At 29.9% G+C, this 16,875-nt stretch carries 15 protein-coding genes; 6 read left to right on the top strand and 9 right to left on the bottom strand.

Annotation, left to right across the window (positions count from 1 at the left end):
* Positions 1-36: 36 nt before the first annotated feature.
* Positions 37-1,110 carry a M14 family zinc carboxypeptidase gene (locus Q0678_RS01265; RefSeq protein WP_299052803.1) on the bottom strand — a complete coding sequence of 358 codons (1,074 nt, stop codon included), beginning with the start codon at positions 1,108-1,110 and terminating at the stop codon, positions 37-39.
* 343 nt (positions 1,111-1,453) lie between these two features.
* Here Q0678_RS01265 and Q0678_RS01260 point away from each other — a divergent pair, with 343 nt between their 5' ends.
* Entirely contained in the window at positions 1,454-1,804 is a 351-nt protein-coding gene (locus Q0678_RS01260; protein WP_299052799.1) for a helix-turn-helix transcriptional regulator, read from the top strand.
* Between the two features lie 12 nt (positions 1,805-1,816).
* Here the strand turns inward: Q0678_RS01260 and Q0678_RS01255 are convergent, their stop codons facing one another.
* Complete coding sequence (locus Q0678_RS01255) at positions 1,817-3,682, bottom strand: radical SAM protein (protein WP_299052796.1); 1,866 nt, start codon at positions 3,680-3,682, stop codon at positions 1,817-1,819.
* Between the two features lie 226 nt (positions 3,683-3,908).
* On the opposite strand from Q0678_RS01255, the gene Q0678_RS01250 reads away from it, so the two are divergent.
* Entirely contained in the window at positions 3,909-5,147 is a 1,239-nt protein-coding gene (locus tag Q0678_RS01250) for a DUF2130 domain-containing protein (RefSeq protein ID WP_299052793.1), read from the top strand.
* Positions 5,148-5,156: 9 nt separating this feature from the next.
* Here Q0678_RS01250 and Q0678_RS01245 read toward each other — a convergent pair whose 3' ends face one another.
* The 5 genes from Q0678_RS01245 to Q0678_RS01225 form a co-directional block, all read right to left on the bottom strand.
* Positions 5,157-7,607: a M1 family metallopeptidase gene (locus Q0678_RS01245; protein WP_299052790.1), complete on the bottom strand. Its 2,451-nt coding sequence runs from the start codon at positions 7,605-7,607 to the stop codon at positions 5,157-5,159.
* Positions 7,608-7,773: 166 nt separating this feature from the next.
* Positions 7,774-8,331: a DUF4252 domain-containing protein gene (locus Q0678_RS01240; RefSeq protein ID WP_299052787.1), complete on the bottom strand. Its 558-nt coding sequence runs from the start codon at positions 8,329-8,331 to the stop codon at positions 7,774-7,776.
* A gap of 65 nt (positions 8,332-8,396) precedes the next feature.
* Positions 8,397-8,903 carry a DUF4252 domain-containing protein gene (locus Q0678_RS01235; protein WP_299052785.1) on the bottom strand — a complete coding sequence of 169 codons (507 nt, stop codon included), beginning with the start codon at positions 8,901-8,903 and terminating at the stop codon, positions 8,397-8,399.
* A 40-nt stretch (positions 8,904-8,943) separates the two neighbouring features.
* Positions 8,944-9,366, bottom strand: a complete 423-nt coding sequence (locus Q0678_RS01230) for a hypothetical protein (RefSeq protein ID WP_299052782.1) — start codon at positions 9,364-9,366, stop codon at positions 8,944-8,946.
* Positions 9,353-9,862 carry a sigma-70 family RNA polymerase sigma factor gene (locus tag Q0678_RS01225; protein ID WP_299052779.1) on the bottom strand — a complete coding sequence of 170 codons (510 nt, stop codon included), beginning with the start codon at positions 9,860-9,862 and terminating at the stop codon, positions 9,353-9,355. The genes Q0678_RS01230 and Q0678_RS01225 overlap by 14 nt, the downstream gene beginning before the upstream one ends.
* 166 nt (positions 9,863-10,028) lie before the next feature.
* Here Q0678_RS01225 and Q0678_RS01220 point away from each other — a divergent pair, with 166 nt between their 5' ends.
* On the top strand, positions 10,029-11,492 hold the full coding sequence (locus Q0678_RS01220; RefSeq protein ID WP_299052777.1) for a S41 family peptidase: 1,464 nt from the start codon (positions 10,029-10,031) through the stop codon (positions 11,490-11,492).
* A 5-nt stretch (positions 11,493-11,497) separates the two neighbouring features.
* Here Q0678_RS01220 and Q0678_RS01215 read toward each other — a convergent pair whose 3' ends face one another.
* Positions 11,498-12,430, bottom strand: coding sequence for a patatin-like phospholipase family protein (locus Q0678_RS01215; RefSeq protein ID WP_299052775.1), 933 nt, complete (start codon positions 12,428-12,430; stop codon positions 11,498-11,500).
* 46 nt (positions 12,431-12,476) lie between these two features.
* On the opposite strand from Q0678_RS01215, the gene Q0678_RS01210 reads away from it, so the two are divergent.
* Complete coding sequence (locus Q0678_RS01210) at positions 12,477-13,523, top strand: oxidoreductase (protein ID WP_299052773.1); 1,047 nt, start codon at positions 12,477-12,479, stop codon at positions 13,521-13,523.
* A gap of 97 nt (positions 13,524-13,620) precedes the next feature.
* A complete protein-coding gene (gene pepT, locus Q0678_RS01205; protein ID WP_299052771.1) occupies positions 13,621-14,862 on the top strand; it encodes a peptidase T in 1,242 nt (413 codons plus the stop codon).
* A 6-nt stretch (positions 14,863-14,868) separates the two neighbouring features.
* Here pepT and Q0678_RS01200 read toward each other — a convergent pair whose 3' ends face one another.
* Complete coding sequence (locus Q0678_RS01200) at positions 14,869-15,408, bottom strand: 1-acyl-sn-glycerol-3-phosphate acyltransferase (RefSeq protein ID WP_299052768.1); 540 nt, start codon at positions 15,406-15,408, stop codon at positions 14,869-14,871.
* Between the two features lie 89 nt (positions 15,409-15,497).
* On the opposite strand from Q0678_RS01200, the gene rmuC reads away from it, so the two are divergent.
* A complete protein-coding gene (rmuC, locus tag Q0678_RS01195; protein WP_299053750.1) occupies positions 15,498-16,829 on the top strand; it encodes a DNA recombination protein RmuC in 1,332 nt (443 codons plus the stop codon).
* Positions 16,830-16,875: the final 46 nt, after the last annotated feature.

Below are 16,875 nucleotides of genomic sequence, written 5' to 3'. Positions count from 1 at the left end.
TAAAGTAACAAAAAAAGTGAGAAAAAATTAAGAAAATTAGCTTTCGAAAACGATTTCGGAGTGTCCTGACTTAGAAGATAATTCTTTTTCTGACACTTCTACCAATTTTAAAACAAATTTATTCTCTAAAATTTGTTCTTTATATTGATAAGCAATATCCTTTTTAGAATCTGTGTATCGATGTATTACATCAAAGAAGTTCTTATTATTATTCGGAATGTTAAAATAAGGCTTGTAATTAGTAAATACATCGTTACTTGCAATGTGATATAGCCCTTGTAAAATTGAAAAAAATGTAAATTTTCTTGAAATTTCTCTTTCGTAATCATTAGGATAATGGCCAGATTCTATTAAAATAGTATTGTAACCAAGCTTCTGAAAATTATCTCCGGTAGCCGTTGGATAAAATTCATCTGTATACCTGCCCACAAAATCTGGTATAATTTGTTGCAGCATTAAATTCATACCAACAATCACATCCATTGTTTGTTTTCTACCACTAGTAATGGCTCTTGTAATTTCTTCGGAAGGCGCTAAAAATGAAATTGTTGCTGGGTTGTTTGTGCCTTCTACACCAAAAATAGTTCTTTGGTCGTGCAAATTAAAGCAAAACTGAGGGTTAAATGTTTCTAAAATCTGTCTTAAAAGCTTACTCTCAACTGCTAATCGATCTACTGCATCTCTATTTAAATCAATATTATTGGCATTAACCCTTGTATATGCCAACGCACCATCTGGGTTTAACATTGGTATAAAAACCAAAGTACAAGTAGTTAAAATATTTTCAAAAACTACATCAGACTCGTTTAAAAAGCAATTGAATAAATCAAACAAAGCCTTTGTACCTGTACTTTCATTACCATGCATTTGAGACCATAAAAGTATTTTTTTAGCACCAACACCAATTTTTAATTGCATTATAGGTCTGTTTTCTTCGGATGTACCAATTTGTGATACTTTAAACTTAGAAGAATACTTACTAAATAAATTTTCTAAATCTTTAAAGGTAATCCATCTTCCGTGTAATGAATTTTCTTTTTGAACATTATAAATCGATTCTAAAAATTGATGCGTTAAAGTTTGCATGATGTATGAAAAATATTTCTTCAAAAATAAAGAATTTTTAAAAGTTACAATCATTTATAACTAGGTATTATATGACATAAAATTACAATTGTAAATCACTAAATTGTTACAAATGTAAATCGTTTTTTACAGTTAAAATATTACACCTGTAAACTGCTTTACAAATAACATCACAACATCATTTATAAAACTTATAATTCTTTTAAGTGTAGTTTATTTTTATTTTTAAAATACTTATTATTAATAATTTACAAAACCTATATAAACCATAACTTTAATTAAATAAATTGAGTTTAAATTATTTAATTAAATAATCATTGTTGTTGTTTTTGAATTTTTTACATTTGTAAAAAACAATAATTATACAATGGTAAACAGTGAGCAATTTACATCTAGGCTAAAAAAAATTATGGATTTCAATCAATTATCTGCCTCTTTGTTTGCAGATAAAGTGGGTGTGCAACGCTCAAGTATTTCGCATATTTTATCTGGTAGAAACAAACCAAGTTTAGATTTTGTTTTAAAAGTTGTTGCAGAATTTAAAGACGTAAATATAAATTGGCTTCTTAAAGGAGAAGGTATTTTTCCTGATACAAAAAAAGCAAGCATCACTCCTACTTCACCAATTGTAGATGCTACTTCTAAAAACAATGCTAAAAAAATAAAACGAATTGTTGTTTTTTATGAAGATGGTACTTTTGACGAATACAAGAAATAATTATAATAATTCTTATTTTGAAGCTAATAGATAGTTTTTTATCAAACGATTGCTAATGCTAGTTGTCGGAACCTTAAAATTAAAATAACGCTGTAAAGGAATTTCAAATCCCTTATAATTTAAGTAGTTGTTTAAAGCTTTATTTAAACCTTCACTGTACAAATGATGCTCTGCCCCCGTTGGATCTTCGTGGTATAAATCATTTTCTGCAAAACCTTTAAATTCTGGCCCTGTTATTTTAATCTGAAACTCTTCTGGATTTTTACCAACCGGACTATGACTTGTACACGCAAATTGATGCCAAAACGCAGACTGAATACAATTATTATAAAATAACTGTCTTACAACCTCTAAAGAATCTATTGTCTCTTGTACTGTTTCTGTAGGAAAACCAAACATTAAATAAGCATGCACCATAATATTTTCTTCAGAAAAAGCCTTGGTAACATTCGCAACTTGAGCAATATCTACGCCTTTTTTCATTTTTAATAACAATCGATCAGATGCTACCTCTAAGCCTCCAGTAACAGCAATACAGCCAGATTTAGACAATAAGGCACATAGCTCTTGTGTAAATGTTTTTTCGAACCTAATGTTTGTCCACCAAGTTATGTACACCTTCCTTTCTATCAACTTAGTTGCCAATGCTTTTAACATTTTAGGAGGCGCAGCTTCATCAACAAAATGAAATCCTGTAATACCTGTTTCTGATATTATTTTTTCAATTTTATCAACCAAATCATCTGCAGTAGTATTTTGGTAGTTGCCAATATAATCTAATGTAACATCACAAAAAGAGCACTTTTTCCAGTAACAACCATGAGAAATGGTTAATTTATTCCATTTACCATCAGACCACATTCTGTGCATCGGATTTTTAACATCTAAAAAAGACAAATACTTCTCTGTTGGCAAACCAATATAACTTGGTGCCGGTAAATTTTTATGATGAAATATTGTATTTGGTGTTTTATCTGCATACACCACTTCTTTATCTACACACACATAAGTTCTCTCTAATTGATCTTGTTTGATGTTACCCGCTATAAATTCTGTAATTCTTAACAAAGGCCCTTCACCATCATCTAAAGTTATAAAATCTACAAAATTAAAAATTCTTGGGTCAGACAAACGCCTTAATTCTGTATTACAATACCCACCACCCATTGCTATTTTTACCTTCGGATAATGCTCTTTTATAAATTGCGCACATCGAAGTGCTGAAAATAAATTACCCGGAAAAGGAACCGTAAAACAGACCAAATTATAAGTATCTTTTTGTAATTGCTCATTTAACAAATACAACATTTCATCTTCTATTAAAGTGGTTTCGTACTTTAAATAGGTATCTAAAGTATCAAAACTAGATGCTGCTCTTGCAATTTGCTCTGCATATCTTGTAAAAGAAAAAAACTCATCAATATTTGCATTGATAAAATCACCTAATTCTTCTACAAACAAAGTAGCTATGTGTTTGGCCTTATCTAAAATACCAAGCTTACCAAAATCATTTGATAAATCTGTTTCTAAAAGAACGCGCCTATGCCCGAAAGGCAAAAAATCTTTATGAACTATTTGATACGCGGCTGTTACTTCTTGATTGCGTAAATAGCTCATAACAGTATCTACCTTATCTATATACTCTTGTTGTAAATTTAAGACTAAAGGATACTCTTTATGACCAAGCATTGCAGCTTGTTTAAAAATTGCGGCTACAAAATCTTTTGTAAAAATAGCCGTAAATAACTCGATACTTAAATCTATTTGCGTTGTTTTTACACCTTTAGAATCTAAAAAACCTTTAATGTATGCGGTTGCAGGATAAGCTGTATTTAGCTGGGTAAAAGGTGGCGTAATTAAAAGCGTATGTATAGACATGATTAATAAGTATGGCAGCAAAGATACTACCAGTTTTAGAAAAAGCATCTAAAATTAAAAAGGGTTTGCAAAATAGTGTAGCCTTTATTTTGATAACAGCACTCACCTAAATTAAAAGCAGCCTTTTTTTGTGATATTTAAAAGGAAACCTTTAATTTCGTAATTGTAGTTAAAAAACATATTTAACTACAAATAAAATACTGATTAACGCTTGTAAAAAAAAGATATGGTAGATAAAATAAAATGCCCAAATTGTTTAAATGAATTTGATGTTGAAGAAGCTTTATCTGGTAAAATGCAAGCTCATTTTAAAGCAGAATACGAACTTAAAATAGCCGAACAAGCCAAAGTATTTAATAAAGAACGTAGTCTTTTAGAACAAGAAAAAGAAGATTTTGAAAAAAAGAAAGAAAAAGAAAACGAACTTTTTAAAGAAAAACTTGCACAAAGGCTGGTAAAAGAATCTGAAAGAATACAAAAAAGTACGCATGAAAACTTTGAACAACAGCTAAAAGCGTTGCAACAAGAAAACGAAAAAAAGAAGGAAGAAAACAGAACATTAAGAGCCCAAGAAATTAACTTACTTAAAAGAGAAAATGAGTTAAAAGAAAAAGCAGAAGATTTAAAGCTAAATGTTCAAAAAGAACTTCTTGAAAAGCAAACCGAAATAGAAGAAAAAGCGAAAGCCAAAGAAAGAGAATCGATGGCGCTTAAAGAAAAAGAATACCAGAAACAGCTTGAAGATCAAAAGAAGCTAATTGATCAAATGAAAAGAAAAGCAGAGCAAGGCTCTATGCAAATGCAAGGTGAAGTGCAAGAATTAGCTTTAGAAGAATTACTAACAAACACCTACCCTTTTGATAACATTGAAGAAGTTGGCAAGGGAATTAGAGGCGCAGATTGTATACAAACCGTTGTTAATGCGCTTCAACAAAATTGTGGCTCAATTGTTTATGAAAGTAAAAGAACAAAGAATTTTTCTAATGATTGGATAAACAAATTAAAACAAGATCAGATTAATTGTAAAGCAGACATTGCAGTTATTGTTACCGAAACCTACCCAAGTGATATGGATCGATTCGGAGAAAGAAATGGTGTTTGGATCTGTAGTTTTAACGAAGTAAAAAGTGTTTCTCTTGTTCTTAGAGAGTTACTTTTAAAAACAAAATCTATCAAATCTTCTGATGAAAATAAGGGAGAAAAAATGGAACTTTTATACAGTTACTTAACAAGCAACGAGTTTGTGCAAAACATCAATAGAATTATTGAAAACTATGATACAATGATTCAGCAATTAAACTACGAGAAAAAAGCTGCATTTAAAAATTTTGCAACCCGAGAAAAACAAATTTGGGGTGTTCAAGAAAATATTAATGTATTATTTGGCTCTATTAAAGGCATTGCTGGTAACGAGTTGTCTACATCTGCTATCTTAAATTTACCAGATACTACAATCGATTCTTAAAAATACATTTTATAATAATTTTGCCATTGCTTCTTTAATAATTTCAATATTTCGAAGCTGATTGGCAGTCGCTTTGTTTTTCTGATCGTTTATCATACCTCTCATTAAATTGATAACCACTTTATCAAAATTAAATGATTTGTATTGCTGTCCTTTTTCTACCATATCGTTAACTAAATTCTGAATTGCCAACGTATTATTACTTTCAGAAATTTGCTTAAAAGCTTTCTGATACATGTTTTTGATAGTATCATCACCTGTTAAATACATTCCTGATAATACATTTTTTGCGATAAAAGGAAGCTGTTTTTCATCCTTTTCTTCAATATATATTTGCGTTAGCGGTGTTGCTAATATTCTTCTTACTTCATCGGGTAAATCTTTAGATTTTGCGATTGCTTTAGACTTATCTACATAATACATGGCTACTAAAGATTTGCCTAATACTGCATAAGATTTACTTTGTAAGCCTTTCTCAAAAATAGCTATTAATGAAGGGTCTGTTAGTTTACCCAATGTTTCTATTGCAGCTGCTTGCACTAATGTATTTGTATCATTATTAGCCAATAACATTATTTGCTGAATGGCCTCTTTTTTAGAAAATTTATTAATTAAATCGATGTTTTCAAGTGCTAGAATTCTAATTTTAAAAGAAGCATCATCCATAGCTTCTTTTACGGCATTAAAAGCAACTTTGTCATCTTGTTTTTTAACAACCTCTAACAATGCAGCCCTTCTGTGCTCATAGTTTAAGGTATTTTTTAACTGAAAAACATAATCGCTTAACACTTTGTTCTCGGTTATTTTACACAATAAAACACCATCTGCATTCATCTGAATATAAGTAGGTTGCTTAGCATAAGAAAATGTAAAAGACGCATCTTTATTATCTACAAAAACAGTGTGTCTTGTTCGTTTATCACCCTCAAAAATATCTATTGCAAAAGGAAATTTAAAAGGATTGGCATTTAACTGTAAAATATTTACGGTTACGGTTTTCTGAATGGTATTGTAATCATAAGTGATTTCAATATTTGGATGACCAGAGTTGTAGTACCATTGATTAAAAAACCAATTTAAGTCTTTACCTGTCAATTTTTCGAAGACCAACCTTAACTGATGTACTTCTGTGGCGCTATACTGATATGTTGTTAGATAATTTTTTAATCCTAAGAAAAAAGCCTCGTCACCTAAGTAATTTCTTAGCATGTGTAAAATTGCTCCTCCTTTGTTATAGCTTACTAAATCGAACAAGTCTTCTTTGTCATCATAATTAAAACGAACTAACTGTTTGTTATCATTTTGCCCATTAAAATAAGCTTCTCTAACATCAAATAAATGTGTGTTAGCATTTAACAACCCATACTTATGCTCTCTCCATAAATACTCGCTATAATTTGCAAAAGACTCGTTTAAGGTAAGGTTAGACCAACTTTCTGAAGTTACTAAATTACCAAACCAATGATGAAATAATTCGTGCGCTATAGTGTCTTCTTGCTTATTTTCATCAATTAATTGACCGGGAGATTGATAAGCTGCTTCACCATGAATTACCGCAGTTGTATTCTCCATAGCCCCAGAAACATAATCTACACCTACTATTTGATTGTAAGCATCCCAAGGATAATCTACCCCTAAAAGTTCAGAAAAGAAACCTATCATTTCGGGTGTTAAACCAAAAATATCTTTGGCATACTTAGCATATTTTTTATCAACGTAATAATTAACCGGAATTTCTTTGTAAGAATCTTTTACAACTTCAAACTCACCTACTCCCATAAACACTAAATAAGGAGCATGTTTTTTATCCATTTTCCAATAGTCGGTTCTAAGAGTTCCTTTTTGTGTTTTACTTATTAATTTACCGTTAGAAAGGGTTACAAATTTATTAGGTACTGTTATAAAAATTTCTTGTGTTGTTTTTTGATTCGGACTATCTATCGTTGGAAACCAACAACTACTTGCTTCTGTTTCTCCTTGTGTCCATATTTGAGTTGGTTTGTTTTTATCTAAACCATCTGCATTAATAAAGTACAACCCTTTTGCAGCGGTTATTGCAGCACTACCCTTTTGTTGCACTTTTTCTGGTTGAGCTGTATATTTAATATAAACCGTATATGCTTCTCCTTTTAAATAAGTTTTAGGTAATGTAACTTTTAGTTGATGGTCATCATACTTGTAAGCAACTACTTTATTATTTAAAGATACCTCGTGTATTAGCATTGCTTTTGCATCTAAAACAAGCATATCTGTTTTATAAAAATATGGTTTTACTGTAACCCAAGCTTCACCATTTAACTGCTTTTTATTGAAATTAAAATCTACTTTTAGCTTTGTATGAATTAATTGATTGGTTTTATCTTTTGCTGGTTTATAGTTTAAATATGTTTGCGTAAAGCTAAAATTACTAAACATCAACAAAAACAAAAACACAGTATTTTTAAGCATTTTAAAGGTCATTTTCATAAGTTTCAAAAGTAATAAATATAAAGAATGTAGCTGTTAATGAGTCGTTAAAATAAATTTATTTTACACAAACTGTTTATTAAAAATAGAAAGTTTACAACATAAAAAAACCTATACTTTAATTAAAATATAGGTTTTTAAAGAGGTAATAGTAACTGGTTTACTTCATTTTATTTTTATCAAATTGAGAGAAGAGTCCATTAAGCTGATTTAAATCTAAAGAATCAAAATCTAACTTGATACTTTTCATCATTTCAATAATCTTAGCTGGGTTCATATTGTCACCTAATAACCTTGCAACACCAACACCCATTTTATTATTGTAACCAAATGCAATTACTTCGTTTATCGAATTAGAATCACCCGTATAATACATATTTACGTGCATTTCTTTGACCTTCATAACCATTAAATTTTTATACTTTTTAGTATCTTTTAAAATGGTTTTTAATGTGGCTTTTTCTAACTCATAAGTTTCTTCTCCTTCTTTCTTTGGATAAGCTACAACATTAATTTTTCGAATACTTTTAAGCGTTTCTTTTACTTCATCAGAAACAGTATCTTCTTTTAACTGCAAAAAACTGGTAGGTACATCTAAAGTAATAAAACCTGATTTTTCTTGACTTTCAACTAAATAACTTTGTAAAGAAGGCTTATTATCACAAGAAACAAAAGCTACAAAAAGCAACAACACAATAACTTTAAATCTATTTTTCATTGTTTATATATTTAAAAAATTAAAGTAGGACTGTAAATCCTACTTCAATTTAACATTTAACTTTTTTACTCTTTTGTAAAAGTATCTGCTAGTTGAGACATTTTGTTAATATCGATATTACCTGTTAAAGAAATAATCATTGCCTCTGATTGTCCCTTCGTTTTAGAGTCTATACCTTTAACAAACATTAAAACCTGACTAACAAAGTCTTTATTGTCTGTAGATTTTATATAAATCTTAACACGAGAGTTATCTTCTTTAATTCTCATTAACTGTGTTAAATTCATTTTTTTAATGGCAGCATTGGCCATGATTTCCATCTTATTTGCAATACCTACATTACTGGTAGAAAACATTTTAAACTCTTTCAATTCTTTTATCATATTAAAAACTTGTAAAGCTTCATTGTCATCTACTTTTATATCTTTAAATTTAGATATAAGCTCGAATGCGTCTTTGGTAACTACTACCATATCTACTCCATCGGTATCTTCTAAAGAATCGAAAAAAGTTTGTGCATTTGCTAGCATAGGGGCTAAAACAAAAGCAATTAAAATTGCTATTTTTTTCATAATTTTTCTATTTACTTGGTTTTATTTATTTTACTTGGTTTTATTTTAATATTTTTTTTACAGTGTTTTCATAAGTATATAAAGTTGCAAGTGCTTGTTCTCCTTTTTTAAGATTGTAAGACAACAACTTTAAACCTTTAGTTACTTGCATAAATTGTTTTTTTGCTTGATACCTTTCATATTCATTTTTACCAACATATACACTAAGCAACAACATAAAAGACGCTGCTATAGAAAGCCATTTAAAGTTTTTCTTTGTAGGTTTTCTTTGTGATAACTGAATGTTTTTGGTAAACGTATCTTTTTTTGCAGTTGCAAAATAGTTAAACATACTTTCATATTCCTGCAAATGTGGCGCAACATTACCTGCTGTAAAATAGTCTTTTAGGCTTGCTTCTTCTTGCAAAGATGTTTCTGCGTTTAAGTATTTCTGAACTAATTTTTCTATGTTAGCTAATTCCATAGTTGTGTTTTTTAATTAACTGTTCTCGTATTGTTTTTCTAGCTCTAGACAAAGCAACTCTAACAGCAGTTGGTTTCATTTGTACCATTTTACAAATTTCATCAAAGTCATATTGTTCAACATCTCTAAGCTGAATAATAATTTTCTGTTGCTCGGGTAGTTTTTCTATCAATTCGTGTACTTGGTTTACACTATCTCTATACTCAACTTGCTTATCTAAAGAAGTCTCTTTCTCTTTATAATTACTATGTACTAAGGTTAAATTACTTGCTTGTTTTGATTTTAACCGATCATAACAATAATTTTTTGTCATGGTCATTGCAAAAGCTTCTATGTTTTTATAATCTTTAATTTTATTTTTATTTCTCCATAACTTAAAGAACAACTCTTGAGTAGCATCTTCTGCCTCTTCTGTAGAGACTAAAAGCCTTTTTGCCAATCTAAAGACCTTATCTTTAAAAGGTAAAACAATATTTAAAAATTCTGATTGCTTCATTTAACCATTAACAAATGTTATTCTTTATTGCTTTTTGATAAAAAACTATATTTCTATTTGTTTTATATAAGTAAGACGACAATTACTATATATTGTTACAAGTTCTTGCTAAAAATAATAAGAATTCTATTTATATTGCATTGTATAATAGAATAAAATAAAATTTATGACTCTTAAATTTTTTAAAAAAATAGCTGTTGTTTTACTAATGGCAATAACATATTACAATTGCTCATCAGAAAAAGAACAAACACCTCAAGAAATTAAAGTACATACTTTTGCTTGGAAAGGCCTAAACGCATACTATTTATGGCAAAGTAGTGTTTTAGAACTTCAAGACAACTACTTTAACAATCAAAACGAACTAAATAGTTTTTTAGCGGCATATGATAGTCCAGAGTCACTTTTTGAAAGTCTTTTAAATAGGCCTACAGACCGTTTTTCTTGGATGGTTGAAGATTATAACGCTTTAGAAAATTCTTTTCAAGGGATAAACGTAAGTACGGGTATGGAATTTGGCTTAAAACGATACAAAGACAACGACACCAAAGTTTATGGCTATGTAAGATATGTTGTGCCAAACTCTAGTGCTGCAATAAATAATGTAGAAAGAGGCATGATTTTTAATGCTGTTAATGGCACACAACTAACTGATACTAATTACAACAGTTTATTGTTTGACAGCAATGCAAATTTAAATATTGAATTAGCTTCTTATAATGATGGCAATCCAATTAGCAATGGCACTTTTATCAATTTAACAAAAGAACAAGTAGTAGAAAACCCAGTAGCCATTTATAATATAATACCAGAAAATGGAAAAAAAATTGGTTATTTACTTTACAACCAATTTTCTAGTGCTTATGACGCACAATTAAATGCTGCTTTTAACTTTTTTAAAGCAGAAAATATAGATGAATTAATTGTAGATTTAAGATATAATGGTGGTGGCTCTGTAAAAACAGCTACTTATCTAGGAAGCATGATTACTGGTCAATTTGATGAACAAGTGTACTCTAAAGAAGTATGGAATGAAAAAGTACAGAATGCAATTAGTGAAGATCGTTTTTTAAATTATTTTACAGATGAAATTTTAAATTTCGATCAAAACGAAAATATTGTTTTACAAGAACCCATTAACAGCCTTAATTTAACAAAGGCCTATTTTATTGTAACTGGCAGTACTGCATCTGCATCTGAACTGGTTATCAATTCTTTAAGAGCTTATATTGATGTAGCAATAATTGGTACCACAACTGTTGGCAAACAAGTTGGTTCTGTTACCTTATACGATTCAGATAACCTTACTAAAACAGGTATTAATCTAAACCCAAATCATACGTATGCAATTCAGCCAATTGTTTTAGAAATTTCTAATAAAGACAATCAAAACGAACTTTTAGGCTTTACACCTGGTGTTACTTTACCAGGAGTAGAAATTGCCGAAGATTATGGTAATTTAGGAGTTTTAGGTAATAAAACTGAACCTTTGCTACAAAGAACCTTAAGCTATATAACTAATGGCGCAAGGGCTAATGTAATGCAAAGTGTGGGTGAATATTCTGAAATTTACAATTCAAAATTAGCAACACCAACTGGTAACAATATGTATGTTAATTTAAAAAAGTAACTCGGTTAAATTTCTTTATCTGTTAAAACATTTGGCCTAAACTCGCTCATAATTTCTTCTTTTTTTGATCTAGCATATTCGTAACCCGATTTCCACCATTTACGCATTAAAACTTCATCAAAAACTAAAGAATTTGTAGTTAAAACAGTAGGTGTATAATAAAGGTTTAACTTTATATCTTTATTATTTGCAGCCAATTTACCAATTGTAATATTGTGTCTTTCTACATGGGTTAGCATAAAACCAAAAACATCAAACAACAAAGAAAAAGGATTTTTTGCAGGCAATCTGTTTATTTGGGTTACCTCTGTTTCTAAAATAATAGCATCTATTTCTGTTGCGCCTCTTAAAATGGCTTCTCTAATAGGTACTAAAGAACCAAAACCGCCATCTGCATATTGACAGTTGTTTTTTTCTAACAAACTCATAAAAGGCACATAATTACACGAACCCCAAATCCAATCACAAAAATCTTTATAAGTACAATCGTTAATTGATTTATATTCTATCTGATTTGCTGTTAAGTTAGAAACCGTAACTACAACTTCTTTATGATCTGCTTTAATTTGATGATACATTTCTTCGGTAACATTTCTTTTAATAAGAGACCTTAAATTTTTACTTTCTCCGAAGGTTTTTCTGCCATTTATAAAATTCCATATTGTATTTAAATGACGAATACTCACCACTTTTTCACCCGCAATCTTTCTAATCTTAAAAGGGTTGTTACTAAAAATTGTTTTTTGATTTACATTGGTATATAGTTTTTTTAAGGCATCTAATTTACCCAATGCAAGATGAGAAACCATTAAACTACCTGTAGAAGTACCTATAAAAAGATCATATTCTTTCTTTTCTTCTTTCATAAGGTATTGGGCAACACCACCTGCAAAAGCTCCTTTACTTCCTCCCCCAGAAATTACCAATGCTTTTTTCATTATCTAAAAATGATTTGTTTATTTTAGTGCTATAAAAGTATCAAAAATGAAGAGAATAAACAGTATAAATTTAATTTTCCTATTATTTCTAATTCATGCTCATACGTTTGCGCAAAGAAATACTAGCAACATTCACATTCAAACTTTTAAAATGGATAGTGTTAGTATTCGAGCAATACATCCTATCGATACTAAACATGTTTATTATGCTGGCTCTAACGGAAGTGTTGGTATATTTTCTGCAGAAGAAAATACAACAACTTTAACGGTTTCTATAAAATATTTAGATTCTTTAACACCAAATTTTAGAAGTATTGCAAGTAGTAACACTGGCATTTATGCGTTAAGTGTTGGCAATCCTGCTCTACTATATAAGGTGTCTAAAAATAATTATGATTTAAAATACATCGAAAAAAATGAAAAAGTTTTTTATGATTCGATGCATTTTTTTGATGACAAACTTCACGGTATTGCCGTTGGCGATCCAACAGAAGATTGTCCGTCAATTATATTAACTGATAACGGCGGAGAAACTTGGCACAAAATACCCTGCTCTAAACTTCCGTTATTTGAAGATGGTGAAGCTTTTTTTGCAGCAAGTAACACCAATATTAAAACCATTGGTAGCAGTGTTTGGATTGCCTCTGGTGGTAAAAAAGCAAGAATTTTAAAATCTGATAATTACGGACAAACTTGGGACATTTTCACAACACCAATCATACAAGGCGATGGGCCGCAAGGCATCTATTCTATCGATTTTTATGATAAAGAAAACGGAATTGCCATTGGCGGAAACTACGCAAAACCACTTAATAATACTGCCAATAAAGCAATTACTATTGATGGTGGAAAAACATGGACATTGGTTGCCAACCAACAAAATCCAAATTATAAAAGCTGCGTACAATATGTACCAAATTCAAATAGCAAAGAAATTGTTGCAGTAGGTAAAACCGGAATTTCTTATTCTAAAGATGGCGGTTATTCTTGGCAAGAAATAAGTAAAGAGCCATTTTATGCCATTAAGTTTGTTGACAAAAACAACGCTTGGTTGTCTGGCAATAATAAATTAGGAACCTTAGTTTTTAAATAACACTTCTCTCCTATTTTTAAGATAATTATTAAAAAAAAGTGTAATTAAAAGGTTAATTATTTTTACATCAACAAAAAATTAAAATAGCACACCAAACATGATTCAAAAACAGCAACTTATCAATCGGTTTATAAAATATGTAACAATAGAGACAGAATCCGACCCAAATAACCCAGCTTTTCCAAGCACAGAAAAACAATGGAATTTGGCAAATATTTTAGCTGAAGAATTACATCGTATAGGTTTACAAGATGTTACTTTAGATAAAAATTGTTATCTAATGGCTACTTTACCTAGTAATATCAATTACAAAGTACCCACTATTGGTTTTATTGCGCATATAGACACAAGTCCAGATTTTACAGGTGCAAACGTACAACCACAAATTATTGAAAACTATGACGGCAAGGATATTGTGTTAAATAGTGATGAAAATATTATTTTATCTCCAGATTATTTCGAAGATTTATTGCAATACAAAGGTCAAACAATTATAACTACAGACGGCACAACACTTTTAGGTGCCGATGATAAAGCAGGTGTTACAGAAATTGTTACTGCGATGGAGTATCTTGTGCAGCACCCAGAAATTAAACACGGTACAATTAGAATTTGTTTTACACCCGATGAAGAAGTTGGTAAAGGTGCGCATTTATTTGATGTTGAAAAATTTAATGCTGAATGGGCTTACACTATGGATGGTAGCCAGATTGGTGAGCTAGAATATGAAAATTTTAATGCCGCGAGTGCTAAAGTTACCATAACAGGTAAAATTGTGCATCCGGGATATGCAAAAGGAAAAATGATTAATTCGATGTTAATTGCCAACGAATTTATGTCGAAACTACCTATCAACGAAGTACCAGAAAAAACTAGTGGTTACGAGGGATTTTTCCATTTACATGATATCAACGGAAATGTAGAAAAAACAGTATTAGAGTATATTATTAGAGATCATGATTTTTTACTTTTTGAAAACAGAAAAGAACTGCTTCTTAAAATTGTAACTGAGATGAATAAAAAATACAATGCGGCACTTATCAACATCGATATTAAAGATCAATACTTTAATATGAAAGAGAAAATTACGCCAGTAATGCATATTGTAGATATTGCCGAAGAAGTAATGACCGATTTAGGAATTAAACCTTTAATAAAAGCGATTAGAGGCGGTACAGACGGATCTCAATTATCATTTAAAGGATTACCTTGTCCGAATATTTTTGCAGGCGGTCATAATTTTCATGGAAGATTTGAATATGTTCCGGTAGAATCTATGATAAAGGCAACAGAAGTAATTATTGGTATTGCAAATAAAGTAGCAACTAAATTTAAATAACTAATTTTAGGACAATTCTGGGTTTTTACCCTTAACATCTTTAAAAAAATGGTGGTAAAGTTCAAAATCTTTTTCCTTATTATCTGTGGTATAATAAGGTTTAGAAATTTTAACTTTTTTATTCTCAAAATCTAAAGTTGCCATTACTATTGGCACATTTGCCCCTTTTGCGATATAATAAAACCCTGTTTTCCATTTATCAACTTTTTTTCTAGTTCCTTCTGGAGACAACCCTAATCTAAATTCTTTTTTGGTATTAAAAATTTCGATAACAGCATCTACCAAATTATGACTTTTAGTTCTGTCTACCGGTGTGCCTCCTAAAAGCTTAAAAAAGTAACCAAAAGGCCATTTAAACAAAGAGCTTTTACCAATAAAATGAATCATAACACCAGAAGACAAGCGAGATAAAACAGCGATAGGAAAATCTACCCAACTGGTATGCGGAGCAGCAATAACAACGTATTTATGAATGTCTTTAGGGAAATCGTTTTCTAATTTCCATCCTAAAACAGTTCCTAAAATAAACTTTGAAATTATTTGCATAGTAAATACATGAAAAATGTTACAACCAATTAGTATTGGTTTTTATATCGTAAATTAAAGTGATAAATTTAGGCACTTAAATTGACATGATGAACGAATTAATTACATACTTACTAACTGCTATTATTTTTATAACAATAGGCTATTTTATAGGTAAATTATTATCAAAATTAAACTCAGAAAAAGAAAAAGCAACACTAGAAGAAAGAGCTTCTTTAACAGAGCAATCAAAAGAGATATTAGAAAACAACTACATCGAGCTACAAAGAGAGTTTAAGCAATTACAGCAAGAAAAAGAAATTGCAACCAATTTAAACACCAGACAAGAAGTAGAACTTAAAAACCTACAAGAAAAACTTGATGAACATCAAAACGAAGTAAAAAAACTTCAAGAAAAATTTACCACAGATTTTGAAATATTAGCAAATAAAATTCTAGAGGAAAAATCGGCTAAATTTACCCAACAAAATAAAGAACATTTAAAAATTATTTTAGATCCATTACAAGAAAAAATAAAAACATTCGAGCATAAAGTAGATCAAACTCATAAAGAAAGTATAGATTATCATGCCGCTTTACGTCAGCAAATTATTGGTTTAAAAGACCTAAACCAACAAATGAGTAAAGAAACCATTAACCTTACAAAAGCGTTAAAAGGCGATAATAAAGCACAAGGTAATTGGGGTGAGTTAGTTTTAGAGCGTGTTTTAGAAAAATCTGGTTTAGAAAAAGAGAGAGAATATTTTGTTCAACAAAGTTTTACCAATAAGCAAGGCAAAAGAATTTTACCAGATGTTGTTATTCATTTACCCGGTAATAGAAAAATGATTATTGATGCTAAAGTGCCTTTAACTGCCTATGAACAGTATATAAATGAAGAAGATGAAACCTTAAAAAAGTCTTTTCTAAAAGACCATATTGCTTCTATTAAAAGACATATTAATCAATTATCAGAAAAAAAATATGAAGATATTTATCAAATAGAATCACCAGATTTTGTGTTGCTGTTTATTCCTATAGAACCAGCATTTGCTGTTGCTATTAATGCTGATAATGAGCTGTATAACAAAGCTTTTGAAAAAAACATTGTAATTGTTACACCAACAACTCTATTAGCAACTCTTAGAACAATAGATTCTATGTGGAATAACGAAAAACAACAAAAAAATGCTATTGAAATTGCTAGGCAAGCAGGCGCTTTGTATGATAAATTTCAAGGTTTATTAACCGACTTAATTGCTGTGGGCAAACGAATTGATGATAGCAAAACCGCCCATGACCATGCAATGAATAAACTAGTTGAAGGCAGAGGTAATTTAATTACCAGTGTAGAAAAACTAAAGAAAATGGGTGCAAAAGCTAAAAAAGCACTCCCCGAAAAATTTATTGAAAAGAATCAAATAGAAGAAACTGAAAAATAATAGGTCATAAAAAAAAGCATTAAGTAAAACTTAATGCTTTTTGTAA

Source organism: uncultured Polaribacter sp. (assembly GCF_947497125.1).
Taxonomy (GTDB): Bacteria; Bacteroidota; Bacteroidia; order Flavobacteriales; family Flavobacteriaceae; genus Polaribacter.
This window is presented reverse-complemented; position numbering and strand designations above follow the sequence as displayed.